23 protein-coding genes are annotated in these 12,270 nt (G+C 55.1%); 2 read left to right on the top strand and 21 right to left on the bottom strand.

The genetic code is table 11. The features are described from left to right. Nucleotides 1-21: 21 nt before the first annotated feature. From ACN0TS_RS13190 to ACN0TS_RS13120, 15 genes are all read right to left on the bottom strand, one after another. Entirely contained in the window at nucleotides 22-801 is a 780-nt protein-coding gene (locus ACN0TS_RS13190; protein WP_417259825.1) for an MBL fold metallo-hydrolase, read from the bottom strand. A gap of 150 nt (nucleotides 802-951) precedes the next feature. Beyond that, a complete protein-coding gene (locus tag ACN0TS_RS13185) occupies nucleotides 952-1,164 on the bottom strand; it encodes a DUF1127 domain-containing protein (protein WP_417259824.1) in 213 nt (70 codons plus the stop codon). A gap of 257 nt (nucleotides 1,165-1,421) precedes the next feature. Continuing rightward, on the bottom strand, nucleotides 1,422-1,610 hold the full coding sequence (rpmD, locus tag ACN0TS_RS13180) for a 50S ribosomal protein L30 (RefSeq protein ID WP_086450752.1): 189 nt from the start codon (nucleotides 1,608-1,610) through the stop codon (nucleotides 1,422-1,424). Between the two features lie 12 nt (nucleotides 1,611-1,622). Further along, nucleotides 1,623-2,198 carry a 30S ribosomal protein S5 gene (gene rpsE / locus ACN0TS_RS13175; protein WP_417259823.1) on the bottom strand — a complete coding sequence of 192 codons (576 nt, stop codon included), beginning with the start codon at nucleotides 2,196-2,198 and terminating at the stop codon, nucleotides 1,623-1,625. Nucleotides 2,199-2,317: 119 nt separating this feature from the next. After that, nucleotides 2,318-2,677 carry a 50S ribosomal protein L18 gene (gene rplR / locus ACN0TS_RS13170; protein WP_417259822.1) on the bottom strand — a complete coding sequence of 120 codons (360 nt, stop codon included), beginning with the start codon at nucleotides 2,675-2,677 and terminating at the stop codon, nucleotides 2,318-2,320. A gap of 11 nt (nucleotides 2,678-2,688) precedes the next feature. Beyond that, entirely contained in the window at nucleotides 2,689-3,222 is a 534-nt protein-coding gene (gene rplF / locus ACN0TS_RS13165) for a 50S ribosomal protein L6 (RefSeq protein ID WP_417259821.1), read from the bottom strand. Between the two features lie 10 nt (nucleotides 3,223-3,232). Beyond that, entirely contained in the window at nucleotides 3,233-3,625 is a 393-nt protein-coding gene (gene rpsH / locus ACN0TS_RS13160) for a 30S ribosomal protein S8 (RefSeq protein WP_417259820.1), read from the bottom strand. Nucleotides 3,626-3,637: 12 nt separating this feature from the next. After that, nucleotides 3,638-3,943 carry a 30S ribosomal protein S14 gene (gene rpsN / locus ACN0TS_RS13155; RefSeq protein WP_417259819.1) on the bottom strand — a complete coding sequence of 102 codons (306 nt, stop codon included), beginning with the start codon at nucleotides 3,941-3,943 and terminating at the stop codon, nucleotides 3,638-3,640. A gap of 21 nt (nucleotides 3,944-3,964) precedes the next feature. After that, nucleotides 3,965-4,528, bottom strand: a complete 564-nt coding sequence (gene rplE, locus ACN0TS_RS13150) for a 50S ribosomal protein L5 (RefSeq protein ID WP_417259818.1) — start codon at nucleotides 4,526-4,528, stop codon at nucleotides 3,965-3,967. Beyond that, the gene (gene rplX / locus ACN0TS_RS13145) at nucleotides 4,528-4,833 is read right to left on the bottom strand and encodes a 50S ribosomal protein L24 (RefSeq protein WP_417259817.1); all 306 of its coding nucleotides are present in this window, start codon (nucleotides 4,831-4,833) and stop codon (nucleotides 4,528-4,530) included. Before rplX ends, rplE begins: the two co-directional genes overlap by 1 nt. Next, nucleotides 4,833-5,201 carry a 50S ribosomal protein L14 gene (gene rplN / locus ACN0TS_RS13140; protein ID WP_092764388.1) on the bottom strand — a complete coding sequence of 123 codons (369 nt, stop codon included), beginning with the start codon at nucleotides 5,199-5,201 and terminating at the stop codon, nucleotides 4,833-4,835. The genes rplX and rplN overlap by 1 nt, the downstream gene beginning before the upstream one ends. Before the next feature lie 87 nt (nucleotides 5,202-5,288). Further along, nucleotides 5,289-5,516, bottom strand: coding sequence for a 30S ribosomal protein S17 (rpsQ, locus tag ACN0TS_RS13135; protein ID WP_417259816.1), 228 nt, complete (start codon nucleotides 5,514-5,516; stop codon nucleotides 5,289-5,291). Nucleotides 5,517-5,528: 12 nt separating this feature from the next. Beyond that, nucleotides 5,529-5,729 (bottom strand): 50S ribosomal protein L29, encoded by a 201-nt coding sequence (gene rpmC, locus ACN0TS_RS13130; RefSeq protein WP_417259815.1) that lies wholly within the window; start codon nucleotides 5,727-5,729, stop codon nucleotides 5,529-5,531. 179 nt (nucleotides 5,730-5,908) lie between these two features. Continuing rightward, complete coding sequence (locus ACN0TS_RS13125; RefSeq protein ID WP_417259814.1) at nucleotides 5,909-6,259, bottom strand: hypothetical protein; 351 nt, start codon at nucleotides 6,257-6,259, stop codon at nucleotides 5,909-5,911. 124 nt (nucleotides 6,260-6,383) lie between these two features. Then, nucleotides 6,384-6,869, bottom strand: coding sequence for a bacterioferritin (locus ACN0TS_RS13120; RefSeq protein ID WP_417259813.1), 486 nt, complete (start codon nucleotides 6,867-6,869; stop codon nucleotides 6,384-6,386). 137 nt (nucleotides 6,870-7,006) lie between these two features. Between ACN0TS_RS13120 and ACN0TS_RS13115 the strand changes: the two genes are divergently transcribed. Together ACN0TS_RS13115 and ACN0TS_RS13110 are read left to right on the top strand one after the other, a co-directional pair. After that, the gene (locus ACN0TS_RS13115) at nucleotides 7,007-7,630 is read left to right on the top strand and encodes a TIGR02466 family protein (RefSeq protein WP_417259812.1); all 624 of its coding nucleotides are present in this window, start codon (nucleotides 7,007-7,009) and stop codon (nucleotides 7,628-7,630) included. Nucleotides 7,631-7,667: 37 nt separating this feature from the next. After that, on the top strand, nucleotides 7,668-8,189 hold the full coding sequence (locus ACN0TS_RS13110) for a hypothetical protein (RefSeq protein WP_417259811.1): 522 nt from the start codon (nucleotides 7,668-7,670) through the stop codon (nucleotides 8,187-8,189). Between the two features lie 44 nt (nucleotides 8,190-8,233). Here ACN0TS_RS13110 and ACN0TS_RS13105 read toward each other — a convergent pair whose 3' ends face one another. The 6 genes from ACN0TS_RS13105 to rplB form a co-directional block, all read right to left on the bottom strand. Beyond that, on the bottom strand, nucleotides 8,234-8,824 hold the full coding sequence (locus tag ACN0TS_RS13105; RefSeq protein ID WP_417259810.1) for an OsmC-related (seleno)protein: 591 nt from the start codon (nucleotides 8,822-8,824) through the stop codon (nucleotides 8,234-8,236). 234 nt (nucleotides 8,825-9,058) lie between these two features. After that, nucleotides 9,059-9,472, bottom strand: coding sequence for a 50S ribosomal protein L16 (gene rplP, locus ACN0TS_RS13100; RefSeq protein ID WP_417259809.1), 414 nt, complete (start codon nucleotides 9,470-9,472; stop codon nucleotides 9,059-9,061). 13 nt (nucleotides 9,473-9,485) lie between these two features. After that, nucleotides 9,486-10,193, bottom strand: a complete 708-nt coding sequence (rpsC, locus tag ACN0TS_RS13095) for a 30S ribosomal protein S3 (RefSeq protein ID WP_417259808.1) — start codon at nucleotides 10,191-10,193, stop codon at nucleotides 9,486-9,488. Continuing rightward, nucleotides 10,193-10,573: a 50S ribosomal protein L22 gene (rplV, locus tag ACN0TS_RS13090; protein WP_417243620.1), complete on the bottom strand. Its 381-nt coding sequence runs from the start codon at nucleotides 10,571-10,573 to the stop codon at nucleotides 10,193-10,195. Before rplV ends, rpsC begins: the two co-directional genes overlap by 1 nt. 3 nt (nucleotides 10,574-10,576) lie before the next feature. Further along, nucleotides 10,577-10,855, bottom strand: a complete 279-nt coding sequence (gene rpsS, locus ACN0TS_RS13085) for a 30S ribosomal protein S19 (RefSeq protein ID WP_417243621.1) — start codon at nucleotides 10,853-10,855, stop codon at nucleotides 10,577-10,579. A gap of 3 nt (nucleotides 10,856-10,858) precedes the next feature. Beyond that, entirely contained in the window at nucleotides 10,859-11,701 is an 843-nt protein-coding gene (gene rplB / locus ACN0TS_RS13080) for a 50S ribosomal protein L2 (RefSeq protein ID WP_417259807.1), read from the bottom strand. Nucleotides 11,702-12,270 lie beyond the last annotated feature (569 nt).

Genomic DNA, 12,270 nt, shown 5'->3' with positions numbered 1-12,270 from the left:
GAATTGATAGTGTGGCGTGTCCTAACCCAGTTCACCGTCTTTATACCAATGGGCAAACTTGACCTCGGAAGCCGTGCCGACAAGCTCCGCGAAGTGAGCGGGGTCTTGGGTGCCGCCATCGCGTCCATTGTAGTGGTAGGGGTAGACGTAGGTCGGCTTGAAGGTTGCAACGGCCTCGGCGGCTTGTTCCGCGGTCATTGTGAACGGCAGATTCATGCACAAGAAGCATAGATCAATGTCGGTGAGCGCCAACATCTCGGGGGTTGGCTCGGTATCGCCCGAGATGTAAGTGCGGAACCCGTCGAGGCTGAGGACATAGCCGTTGTCACGGCCTTCGGGGTGGAAATTCATCCGCTCCTCGGTGATGTTATGGGCGGGAATCGCGTCAATGGTCAGGCCGTTCCACGTGTGGCTCTCGCCATTGGCCATCGCCATCGTACCGTCTTTGAGGCCCTCGGGCAGCATGTCGAACACGGCGGGGTTTGTGATCAGTTGAGCAGAGCCCTTGAGCGCGGCAAGCGTGTCGGCGTTGTAGTGGTCGCCATGCTCGTGGGTCACGAGGATCAAATCGGCAGCGGGTAGATCGGCATATTCGGCAGGATCACCCACAGGATCAACGTAGATTACCCCTGCGGCGGTCTGCATGACGAATGAGGCGTGATGGACGGGATGAACGGTCACGGCCCCTTCGGCAAAACTGTCGGCCATGTGATGATCGGCCCGTGCGGCGAAGGGCAGAACTGTGATCACCCCACCCGCTGCGGCAGCGTGAGTGAGGAACGAACGGCGTGTGTGCGTCATTGTAGATCTCCCTGAATGTTATTCACAACAGTTAGGGCGCAACGGCGGTGAGGCAAATCAAAACGAAGTGAGAGCGGCAGGCAAACGAAAACGCCCCACCCGCAAGGGTGAGGCGTTCTGTTCGTCGACGTGACTGTAGATTGAAGCTGATCAGAGACCCGTAGCGAGCTTGCGCGACAGGGGTTCGATCTGACCACGGTTCAGACCGATGTCATCGAGCATCTGGTCGTCGAGGCTCGCCAACGCGCGGTAGGTTTTGCGGTAAGCTGACCAACGACGCAGCGGAGCCACGATAGAATCAAGAAGAACGCGAGCTGGGGATTGGCCGAACTCAACGGCCCGTGAGGAGGAAATAAACGCCATTGTGAGCGGTCCTTATGTTGATGTGTGTCACGCGAAATTGCGTGTATGGCGTCCATCTAGTGATATGCGTGGCGTTTGACTTCCCCCTATTTGGGTCTAGCCGATATGCAATTTCTGCACAAAATCTGCGCAGTTTGAAAACATTCTGTTTTTTAAGCAAATGCACGAAAAAGAAGGCGCAATATGGGGTGTTGCACAATGCAAAACGCCCCGTGGCAAAACCACGGGGCGTCTTTAAAGTCTAAATGCAGATGGGCTTAGCCGCGCTCTTCGATGATCTCAACGAGGTGCGGAATTGATTCCACCATGCCACGGACGGAAGGTGTATCTTCCAATTCGCGGGTTTTGTGCATTTTGTTGAGGCCGAGGCCAACAAGTGTCGCACGCTGTTTAGCGGGGCGACGGATCGGAGAACCGATCTGTTTTACAACGATAGTTTTAGCCATGTGTCCGACTCCTTACGCTTCTGCGGTTTCAGCAACGTCAGCAACAGGTGCGTCATCCTTGCGGAGGATTTCAGCAACTTTTTTGCCACGACGCTGAGCCACGGAACGCGGGGATGCCTCTTTGCGGAGACCGTCCAGCGTAGCGCGGATCATGTTGTAGGGGTTCTGAGACCCGGTGGATTTTGCAACAACGTCCTGAATGCCGAGCATTTCGAAGACGGCACGCATTGGACCACCTGCGATGATACCAGTACCCTGTGGGGCGGTACGCATCACAACGCGGCCTGCGCCGTGGCGACCTTCCATGTCGTGGTGCAAAGTGCGGCCCTCTTTGAGAGCAACGCGGATCATCTGGCGCTTGGCTTGCTCGGTGGCTTTACGAATGGCCTCAGGGACCTCTTTCGCTTTACCTTTACCGAAGCCAACACGGCCTTTTTGGTCGCCAACAACGACGAGTGCGGCGAAGCCAAAGCGCTTACCACCCTTCACGGTCTTGGAGACGCGGTTGATCGCGACTAGGCGATCAGCAAATTCTGGTGTTTCGTCACGATCGCGGCGTTGGCCACGACGGTTATCACGTTCTGCCATAGAACTATCCTTTTAAGGTGGCGCATTTCGCGCCGCATACTTTCAATCGCAGTGACGAGCACGTCAGACGTACCCGTCCTGGATCATCGGGGGGACGGAACCCCGTCCCCCACATGTACTTAGAACTTCAAGCCACCTTCACGGGCAGCTTCGGCCAAGGCCTTCACTTTACCGTGGAAGAGAAAACCGCCGCGGTCGAAGTAACATACTTCGTGGCCGGCTTTCGTAGCACGCTCTGCCAATGCTGCGCCAACTTTGGCAGCAGCTTCGACGTTGTTCTTCCCAACGACACCGAGATCTTTTTCGAGAGTCGATGCGGAAACGAGGGTTACACCCTGAACGTCGTCGATCAGCTGAGCGCTGATGTTCTTGTTGGAGCGATGGATCGACAAGCGGAGCTTGCCAACATTGCCCTTGCGAAGTTTGTTCCGGACGCGCAGGCGGCGCTTCAAGAACAGGTCTCTTTTGCTGTTTGCCATTTTGAGCGTCCTTACTTCTTCTTACCTTCTTTGCGGAAGATATACTCGTCTTTGTATTTGATACCTTTGCCTTTGTAGGGCTCGGGTTTACGCCATTCGCGGATGTTAGCCGCGACTTGACCGACGAGTTGTGCGTCAGCACCTTCCACAACGATTTCAGTCTGTTTCGGGGCGGTGACGGTTACACCGTCAGGCACCTCAAAATTGACCTCGTGCGAGTAACCGAGCGACAGTTTCAGGGTGTTGCCCTGCATCTGTGCACGATAACCAACACCGTTGATTTCGAGTTCTTTTTTGAAGCCTTCAGTCACACCAGTCACCAAGTTGGCGATGACTGTGCGCGACATGCCCCATTGCTGACGAGCACGCTTGGAATTGCCACGAGGTGTGACAGTGATTGCGTTTTCGCCGAGCGTCAGGGTGACGTCATCAGTTGCGGTGAAGGAAAGGGTTCCTTTGGAACCTTTAACTTCGATGGTCTGGCCGGAGACAGTGGCAGTTACGCCGCTGGGCAGGTCGACCGGTTTTTTACCAATACGAGACATTCCGCGCTCCTTAGAAGACCGTGCAAAGCACTTCGCCGCCAACATTGTTGGCACGAGCGTTTGCGTCCGACATCACACCCTTAGGGGTGGAGACAATCGACACACCGAGGCCCTGACGGACTGTAGGGATGTCTTTAACACCGAGGTATACGCGACGGCCGGGCGTAGAAACACGCTTCAGCTCACGGATAACAGGGGTGCCTTCGTAGTATTTGAGGCTGATTTCGAGGGTCGGGTGACCGTTGACATCAGTGCCGCTTTCGTAGCCGCGGATATAGCCCTCATCGAGCAGCACATCGAGGACCCATGCGCGCAGCTTGGAAGCTGGCGTGGAGACCACGGATTTGCCGCGCATCTGAGAGTTGCGGATGCGGGTAAGCATATCGCCGATAGGATCGTTCATAATATCTCTCCCTTACCAGCTCGATTTCACCATACCGGGGATTTGGCCATTCGAGCCAAGTTCCCGCAGCATGATACGGCTGACCTTGAGCTTACGGTAGTAAGCGTGAGGACGACCTGTCAGCTGACAGCGGTTGTGAAGACGTGTAGCCGAGCTGTTACGCGGCAAGTCTGCAAGCTTCAAAGAAGCGCGGAAACGCTCTTCCATCGGCTTCTCTTGATCATAGATGATCTCTTTGAGAGCGGCGCGTTTAGCGGCGTATTTTGCCACCAACTTCTCGCGCTTACGCTCACGTGCGATCATGGATTTCTTAGCCATGTTCTCTAACTCCTCGCGCGATTAGCTGTTGAAGGGCATGTTGAACGCAGTCAACAGGCTCTTGGCTTCAGCGTCGGTTTTCGCCGTCGTGGCGATTACAACGTCCATACCCCAAACTTCGTCAACTTTGTCGAAGTTGATTTCGGGGAAAACGATATGCTCTTTGATCCCCATGGCGTAGTTGCCACGGCCATCAAAGGATTTGCCCGATACGCCGCGGAAGTCGCGGATACGAGGCATAGCAATCGTGATCAGACGATCGAGGAATTCATACATACGGTCGCCACGCAGGGTGACTTTCGTGCCGAGAGGCATGTCTTCGCGAACGCGGAAACCAGCGATGGATTTCTTGGCGGTCGTGGTGAGTGCCTTTTGGCCGGCGATCGCTGTGAGATCTTCCTGAGCGGATTTCGCTTTTTTGGAATCACGCACGGCTTCAGCGCCGCAACCGATGTTGAGAACGATTTTGTCCAGACGCGGGATCATCATGTCGTTTTTGTAGCCGAACTCTTCTTTGAGTGCGGCACGAATGGTGTCCTTGTAGAGCGACTTGAGACGCGGGGTGTATGTGTCAGCGTCGAGCATCAGATTACGTCCCCTGTCGTTTTGGCGAAGCGTACTTTTTTGTCGTTTTCAATTTTGAAACCGACGCGGGTTGCTTTGCCGTTTTTGTCAAGAAGTGCGAGGTTGGACAGGTCGATGGGCATGGCTACCGGCTGACGGCCGCCATCTGCACCTTGTGTCGGTTTCGCGTGACGGATGGCGACATTGACGCCTTCCACAATTGCTTTGCCTTTGGCGGGGATCACAGAGGAAATTTCGCCCTGTTTGCCCTTGTCCTTACCGGCAAGTACGACGACCTTATCGCCTTTACGGAGTTTAGCAGCCATTACAGCACCTCCGGAGCAAGCGAGATGATCTTCATAAAGTTTTTCGCGCGAAGCTCACGAACAACTGGCCCAAAGATACGTGTACCGATTGGCTCATTGTTGTTGTTGAGGATCACAGCAGCGTTGCGATCAAAACGGATCGCTGTGCCGTCATCACGACGAACTTCTTTGGCGGTGCGAACGACGACGGCTTTACGCACGTCCCCTTTTTTCACACGGCCGCGCGGAATGGCTTCTTTCACCGAAACGACGATGATGTCACCCACGGACGCGTAACGACGGTGAGAACCGCCGAGGACCTTGATGCACTGAACACGGCGAGCGCCGCTGTTGTCAGCTACATCCAGATTGGTCTGCATCTGGATCATTTAGTTTCTCCCGACCTTTGGGGTGGCCTGCAGCGGCCAAGTTCCCCAGGGTTTCGATTAAGCTGGGAGGAAGCTTATCTGATCAGATCAGACAATAACTTCCCAGCGCTTGGTTTTCGACTTCGGCGCACATTCCTGAATACGGACGGTATCACCAACGTTGAACTGGTTCGTTTCGTCGTGAGCCCGGTACTTTTTGGACTTACGGATGGTCTTTTTGAGAACCGGGTGCTTGAAGCGGCGCTCCACGGACACGGTTACAGTTTGTTCGTTTTGGTTCGAGGTTACGACCCCGGAAAGAATACGCTTAGGCATAGGTGTCGCTCCTTATTCAGCCGCTGCTGCGGCTTTTTCGTTCAGAATAGTTTTCACAAGAGCAGCCGCGCGGCGTGCTTTGCGAATCTGAGCGGTGTTTTCGAGCTGACCCGTGGCCTGCTGAAAGCGCAGGTTGAAGGATTCTTTCTTCAGGTTTGCCAATTCTTCGCGGAGCTGGTCCGGCGTTTTGGCACGCATCTCTTGGGCGTTCATATTCGCCTCTCCTTAATTCCTAGTGGCACCGGAATGCCCCCTTTTGGGGTGACATTCAGCCCGGTGGGTTATGTCAACGCATACGACTCCCCTGTCGGGGAATCTACGCGATGCGTTCCTATAAGGGGGTAAGGCCATGCTGGCAAGGGCCAGATTGCCAACAACCGTACAAACGTGGGTTAATTTGGCAGTTGAACGGGATAATACGTCCCCGTCCAACCTTCTTGCGTATCGCGGGCCTCGATCTTCACCTCGATCACACCGTCAGGGATCTCCACGCCCGATAAAGAGCGCGTGAAGGGTTGCTCATCGACATGTGGGTGGGTGAGGACGCGGTGGCCCAACTCGGTCCCGTCCAGAGCCAACACCCGCCAACCGTCGGCATAGTGATCCCAGCCCGTATCAGGATGCGACAGCGTGACGTCGAAACGCCACGCCTCTCCCGAACGGGCAACCTCGACCGCGTCGATTACGGGAGGGTCCGCGGCGAGCGGGGTGGCTGCAAGGAGGAAAGCGACAATATATTTCATGGCTCCACCTTAACCCGTCCCGCGCCGCGTGCCACATCACATCTTTATCAGCAAAAACCCCGCGCACAGGGCACGGGGCTTTCGCAGGGATCTCGCGGGCTTTTAAACCCGAAGGGATTGGCCCTTATTCTTCTTCTGCCTCACCGGCGGAGACATATTTCGACGCGTAGTTCTGTTCGCCAATCCGCTCGATCAGGCTCAGTTGCAATTCCAACCAGTTCTGGTGGCCAACTTCGTCAATTGCGATGGTCTCGAACAATTTCTTCGACTTGAGATCGCCCGCCTCATAGGCAGCTTTCGCGGCCTTGGTGTAAAAGGCAGTGGCTTCTTTCTCGTCCTTGAGATCCTTCGCAAACATGTCTTGCAGCGACTTGGCGATTTTCGGCGTAGCAGCAAAGGCCATTTCCGGCTCGCCGCCCAATTCGAACATCCGCTCAAGGAACAGGTCCGAGTGTTCGGTTTCCTCGGCAAACTCCTCGCGCATCTGGTCGGCCAGTTTGTCGAGCCCCCAGTCGTCAAGCACATGGGCGTGCAACTGGTATTGGTGAGCGGCAGTCAGCTCCATTTGAAGTGCTGTATTGAGGTTCTTCAGTGTGGTTTCGTTGGTCATAATATGGCCTCCTGTTCATCTGTATTATACATGGGGCTTCAGACGAAAATTTCATCCCGAGATTGCTCTTTTTCTGCCCACATGCGATGTGGCAAAAGGGCACCCCCGTGCCACCCCCTCATTTCGTGGAGACCAACATGGCCGATATTGAATCCCTTTTCGTCACCCGTCTTTACAAAGCCCGCCTCAACGAGGTTGGCGCCGAAATCAGCGAAGAGGAGTTGGTCAACAGCTGCTATTCCATCGCTGAAGATGATGAGGCGGGCCAACAGTGGTGCGAGGACAACAACTATCCCGGCTACACCTCTTACGCCTCGCTGACCGACCTGCCGTGGCGTTTTCCCGTGTTCAAGGACATGGTCGATGCCCTCGACAAACACGTCGCCGCCTTTGCGCAGGATTTGCAGTTCAACCTTGATGATCGCAAACTCGTGCTCGAAGACCTGTGGATCAACATCCTGCCCGAAGGGGCCTACCATTCGGCCCACATCCACCCGCATTCGGTGATCTCGGGGACGACCTATGTGGCGATGCCCGAAGGGGCCTCGGCGCTCCGCCTCGAAGACCCGCGCCATTCACGCATGATGGCCGCCCCACCCCGCCTCAAAGACGCACGGCGCGAGATGCAGAACTTCATCTACCTGAAGCCCGAAGTCGGTGACGTGATGCTCTGGGAAAGCTGGTTGCGTCACGAGGTGGTGATGAACCAAAGCGAGTTTGATCGGGTGTCGGTGAGTTTCAACTATCGGTGGGGAGAGTGAATGACATCGAGAACTACACGGCTCAAAGGGGGCCACAATGACTGACCCCAAGTCGCTATACAATGAAAGCGACTTGGCGGCACTTGGGTTTGCTGTAACCCAAGCGGCAAGCCTAGAGAACGCTTTGCGAGCTAGCGTGGTTTTTAGCAACACTGGTGCTAATTATGGGCAGCGTTTCACTCTTAGCGACCATCATGAGTTTAGACACGTCTATACTGAACTTGGGCTCCCAAAACTCATTCAACTCGTAAACGAAAAGCTTCCCGAGTCGAGCATTTCTGACAGTGACAAAGAATTTTTGTCGTCCTTGCTCATCGGTGAGAATGGTTCGAAAGACTGTTTCTACATTTATTGGCGCAATCTTCTTTGTCACGCCCCCATGATGCCCCGACCCGATGGGTCTTTTGACTTCCGTTTTTATGATCGAGATGTCTTTAAGACCCTATCAGGCCCAGAGCCTAGCGAAGGAGCCGTCACGTCATCTGACTTACGCGAATTGGCGCATAAATTTGGGAAGGCTGCGCTGATAATTGCAACAGAGTTCTATCCACGACCGTAATTTTGCCCCCGCCAATCACTCAGCGGGGGCGTTTTCGTTTCCCCCTACCCGCTATGGCTCATCACTTCCTTGCCGTTGTGCAGCAGGCGTGAACGCCATGGGATGGGGTTGCGCAGGGCGAAGTGGGCCATGCAGGAATTCTCCGCCTCTTCCATCAAATCACGGATACGCTCTTCGGGCTCATCGCTGTCGATCAAGACGTGGGTTTCGATGTGTTCGGTGGAGCCTTCGGTCGTGTGGCCCATGTCGCGCATTGTCGACAGGTTGGTTTTAAAGCCGACCTTTTGCTCGATCTTCATCGACTTAATCTTGATCCCGCGGGCGGTGTAAATGTCCGTGAGGTGCGTCATCAGGCAAAACCCGATCCCCGCGCACATGAAGGCCAATGGCGGCGGTGCGGTGTCGTCACCCACGGGCGTCTGCTCGTCACAAAAGAGACGCACAGGCGAGAAGCCCGGGATATTGACCTGCACAACGCCTGTTTTCTTTTGGCGCTCGGTAGACTCGGCGGTCATGACGACCTCGAACTCCAATGGCTCGGGCGGACGGCCCTTTTTAAACGGTTTCGGCTTGAACTGTGTTGGCTGTGGCAAAGCGTCATTGCGCTCGCCGACGTGATAGGTGGCGTCGGACATAGAGGTCTCCCTTTTGGTGTGTTGTATCCCACGACGATCTGCGTGGATCGAAGCCACCCTGTCAGGAAATCTGAGGTGCGAAAAGGGGGCGCGTCCGCCTCGGATACGAACAGCAAAAAGCCCCGCCATTTCTGACGGGGCTTTCTATCTTTTGGACCTAGGTGCGCTCTCGTCGCTTTTGCTTACAAAAGCAACTGCGCACGTTGGTCGTAAACGCTTGCGCGCTATGCGACCTTACCAGTCTTCGCGAACCACAGTGCGGGTTTTGATCGGCAACTTCATTGCAGCGAGGCGAAGAGCTTCGCGCGCGATGTCGTCCGATACACCGTCGATTTCGAACATGACACGGCCAGGTTTGACCTTACATGCCCAATAATCCACGGAACCTTTACCTTTACCCATACGAACCTCGGTGGGTTTCGATGTAACGGGCAGGTCTGGGAAGATGCGGATCCAAACACGGCCTTGACGCTTCATGTGACGCGTCATGGCACGACGTGCAGCTTCGATCTGACGTGCAGTTACACGCTCGGGCTGCAGGGCTTTGAGGCCGTACGTGCCGAAGTTCAGATCAGAACCGCCTTTGGCCTCACCGTGGATACGGCCTTTGTGGGCTTTGCGGAATTTAGTACGCTTTGGCTGAAGCATGGCTCAGGTCTCCTTAGCGACGGCCGCGGTCGCCGCGAGGCGCCGGACCAGCTTGGGCTTCTTCTGCGCGACGGTCACGAGCCTGTGGGTCGTGTTCCATAATCTCGCCTTTGAAGATCCAGGTTTTAATACCAATGATGCCGTAAGCCGTTTTTGCTTCATACGGTGCATAGTCGATGTCTGCACGCAGTGTATGGAGCGGAACGCGGCCTTCGCGGTACCATTCAGTACGCGCGATTTCAGCACCACCGAGACGGCCCGCAACGTTCACTTTGATACCGAGGGCACCCATGCGCATTGCGTTTTGTACGGCACGTTTCATTGCGCGGCGGAAGGACACACGACGCTCAAGCTGCTGTGCGATGCTCTCGGAAACGAGGGCAGCGTCCAGCTCGGGCTTGCGCACTTCAACGATGTTGAGGTGCAGTTCGCTGTCTGTCATCGTGGCGATTTTCTTGCGCAGGGTTTCGATATCTGCGCCTTTCTTGCCAATGATGACACCGGGACGTGCAGTGTGGATCGTGACGCGGCACTTTTTGTGCGGACGTTCGATGATCACACGGCTAATGCCGGCTTGCTTGCATTCTTCTTTGACGAACGCGCGGATTTTGATGTCTTCGAGAAGAAGATCACCGTAATCCTTGGTATCGGCGTACCAGCGGCTGTCCCAGGTGCGGTTGACCTGGAGGCGCATGCCAATCGGGTTGACCTTATGACCCATTAGTTTTGCTCCTCAACTTGACGCACCTTGATGGTGATTTCAGCGAACGGCTTCATGATCTTGCCGAAACGGCCACGAGCGCGCGGACGACCGCGTTTCATGGTCAGGTTCTTACCAACCCAAGCCTCTGCAACGATGAGTTCATCGACGTCGAGGTTGTGGTTGTTTTCGGCGTTAGCGATAGCCGACTGAAGGCATTTCTTCACGTCTGCTGCGATGCGCTTGTTGGAGAAAGTGAGGTCCGTAAGGGCCTTGTCCACTTTCTTACCACGGATCATCTGAGCCACGAGGTTCAGTTTTTGCGGGGAAACGCGAAGCATGCGGGTTTTCGCCATTGCTTCGTTGTCTGCCACGCGGCGGGGATTCTTATCCTTGCTCATGGCTTACTTCCGTTTCGCTTTTTTGTCTGCGGCGTGACCGTAGTAAGTCCGTGTAGGTGCATACTCACCGAACTTCTGACCGATCATGTCCTCAGAGACGTTGACGGGGATGTGCTTGCGGCCGTTGTAAACACCAAAGGTGAGACCAACAAACTGCGGCAGGATTGTGGAGCGGCGCGACCAGATCTTGATGACCTCGTTGCGGCCCGACTCGCGGGATTTTTCAGCCTTCTTGAGGACATAAGAGTCCACAAATGGGCCTTTCCATACAGAGCGTGCCATATTTTAGCGACCCTTCTTCTTAGCGTGACGCGAGCGGATGATAAGCTTGCTGGACGCTTTTTTCTTATTGCGCGTTTTTGCGCCTTTGGTCGGCTTGCCCCATGGTGTCACTGGGTGACGACCACCAGACGTACGACCCTCACCACCACCGTGTGGGTGATCGATCGGGTTCATAACAACACCACGGACCGATGGACGCACGCCTTTGTGGCGGATACGACCAGCTTTACCGAAGTTCTGGTTGGAGTTGTCGGGGTTGGACACGGCACCAACGGTGGCCATGCATTCCTGACGGACCATACGCAGTTCGCCCGAAGAAAGGCGGATCTGAGCGTAGCCACCATCGCGACCAACGAATTGGGCGTAGGTGCCTGCGGCACGAGCAATCTGACCACCTTTGCCGGGCTTGAGCTCGACGTTGTGGACGATTGTACCAATTGGCATGCCGGAGAACGGCATTGCGTTGCCTGGCTTAACGTCGGCTTTTGCAGATGCGATCACTTTGTCGCCTACAGCCAAACGCTGAGGAGCAAGGATATAGGCTTGCTCGCCGTCTTCATATTTCACAAGCGCGATGAACGCGGTGCGGTTCGGGTCATATTCGATACGTTCTACAGTAGCGGATACGTCAAACTTATTGCGTTTGAAATCTACGATACGATAGAGACGCTTCGCCCCGCCGCCTCGGCGGCGTGATGTGATCCGTCCGGTATTGTTCCGACCGCCCGACTTCGACAAACCCTCAGTAAGGGATTTGACGGGGCGACCTTTCCAAAGCTCCGAACGGTCGATCAGAACCAACCCACGTTGGCCAGGCGTCGTCGGCTTATACGACTTGAGTGCCATTCTTTCTGTCTTCCGTTTTGAGCAGACGGTAACCAAATGGGCCCCGTCCGATGTTTAGCCCCCCGAAGGTGGCCATGTTATAGGCCCCCGAAGGTGCCCGAATTCACAATATCAAGAGGCCCCAGAACGAATCCGAGGCCACGCGATGGCTGCATCTAGCAAGGTTAGGAGGTCGAGTCTAGTGGGGAGTGCCAGTTTGTGTTAGTGTTAAACGTCTTTCAGTAAATTTCCAGAGTGACGTGGGAATACTTCGATGAACCGATTAGACCACGAACGTCCAGAATTAAGACTCAAAGATAGTGGCAAAGTCACTCGAAAAAGAGCCTCACAAAAAGCACATGCCCCCAAAACTTCCGAAATGAGTGGCTTTATTTCCAATCAAGACTGCTCTGCGACCCAACCTCCCGCCACTCCGGGCTAGAGTTTTTCGCCTTTTCTCAGCATGACGGGCTGGTATCGCCATCTGAGTTTGCCAGCATTATCGGGGGGATGTTCCCAATCGCGCTGTGCGGTCGTTCTTCGTTGTCGTCTCTGCCATTGCCCGGCAGGGTTATGCGGAGCATGATCCC

It is taken from the genome of Celeribacter sp. (assembly GCF_048266405.1).
Classification (GTDB): domain Bacteria; phylum Pseudomonadota; class Alphaproteobacteria; order Rhodobacterales; family Rhodobacteraceae; genus Celeribacter.
This window is presented reverse-complemented; position numbering and strand designations above follow the sequence as displayed.

Coding starts and splice junctions, on each gene's coding strand:
- ACN0TS_RS13190 (WP_417259825.1), bottom strand. CDS start 801: ATGACGCACACACGCCGTTCGTTCCTCACTCACGCTGCCGCAGCGGGT.
- ACN0TS_RS13185 (WP_417259824.1), bottom strand. CDS start 1,164: ATGGCGTTTATTTCCTCCTCACGGGCCGTTGAGTTCGGCCAATCCCCA.
- rpmD (WP_086450752.1), bottom strand. CDS start 1,610: ATGGCTAAAACTATCGTTGTAAAACAGATCGGTTCTCCGATCCGTCGC.
- rpsE (WP_417259823.1), bottom strand. CDS start 2,198: ATGGCAGAACGTGATAACCGTCGTGGCCAACGCCGCGATCGTGACGAA.
- rplR (WP_417259822.1), bottom strand. CDS start 2,677: ATGGCAAACAGCAAAAGAGACCTGTTCTTGAAGCGCCGCCTGCGCGTC.
- rplF (WP_417259821.1), bottom strand. CDS start 3,222: ATGTCTCGTATTGGTAAAAAACCGGTCGACCTGCCCAGCGGCGTAACT.
- rpsH (WP_417259820.1), bottom strand. CDS start 3,625: ATGAACGATCCTATCGGCGATATGCTTACCCGCATCCGCAACTCTCAG.
- rpsN (WP_417259819.1), bottom strand. CDS start 3,943: ATGGCTAAGAAATCCATGATCGCACGTGAGCGTAAGCGCGAGAAGTTG.
- rplE (WP_417259818.1), bottom strand. CDS start 4,528: ATGCTCGACGCTGACACATACACCCCGCGTCTCAAGTCGCTCTACAAG.
- rplX (WP_417259817.1), bottom strand. CDS start 4,833: ATGGCTGCTAAACTCCGTAAAGGCGATAAGGTCGTCGTACTTGCCGGT.
- rplN (WP_092764388.1), bottom strand. CDS start 5,201: ATGATCCAGATGCAGACCAATCTGGATGTAGCTGACAACAGCGGCGCT.
- rpsQ (WP_417259816.1), bottom strand. CDS start 5,516: ATGCCTAAGCGTATTCTTTCCGGGGTCGTAACCTCGAACCAAAACGAA.
- rpmC (WP_417259815.1), bottom strand. CDS start 5,729: ATGAACGCCCAAGAGATGCGTGCCAAAACGCCGGACCAGCTCCGCGAA.
- ACN0TS_RS13125 (WP_417259814.1), bottom strand. CDS start 6,259: ATGAAATATATTGTCGCTTTCCTCCTTGCAGCCACCCCGCTCGCCGCG.
- ACN0TS_RS13120 (WP_417259813.1), bottom strand. CDS start 6,869: ATGACCAACGAAACCACACTGAAGAACCTCAATACAGCACTTCAAATG.
- ACN0TS_RS13115 (WP_417259812.1), top strand. CDS start 7,007: ATGGCCGATATTGAATCCCTTTTCGTCACCCGTCTTTACAAAGCCCGC.
- ACN0TS_RS13110 (WP_417259811.1), top strand. CDS start 7,668: ATGACTGACCCCAAGTCGCTATACAATGAAAGCGACTTGGCGGCACTT.
- ACN0TS_RS13105 (WP_417259810.1), bottom strand. CDS start 8,824: ATGTCCGACGCCACCTATCACGTCGGCGAGCGCAATGACGCTTTGCCA.
- rplP (WP_417259809.1), bottom strand. CDS start 9,472: ATGCTTCAGCCAAAGCGTACTAAATTCCGCAAAGCCCACAAAGGCCGT.
- rpsC (WP_417259808.1), bottom strand. CDS start 10,193: ATGGGTCATAAGGTCAACCCGATTGGCATGCGCCTCCAGGTCAACCGC.
- rplV (WP_417243620.1), bottom strand. CDS start 10,573: ATGAGCAAGGATAAGAATCCCCGCCGCGTGGCAGACAACGAAGCAATG.
- rpsS (WP_417243621.1), bottom strand. CDS start 10,855: ATGGCACGCTCTGTATGGAAAGGCCCATTTGTGGACTCTTATGTCCTC.
- rplB (WP_417259807.1), bottom strand. CDS start 11,701: ATGGCACTCAAGTCGTATAAGCCGACGACGCCTGGCCAACGTGGGTTG.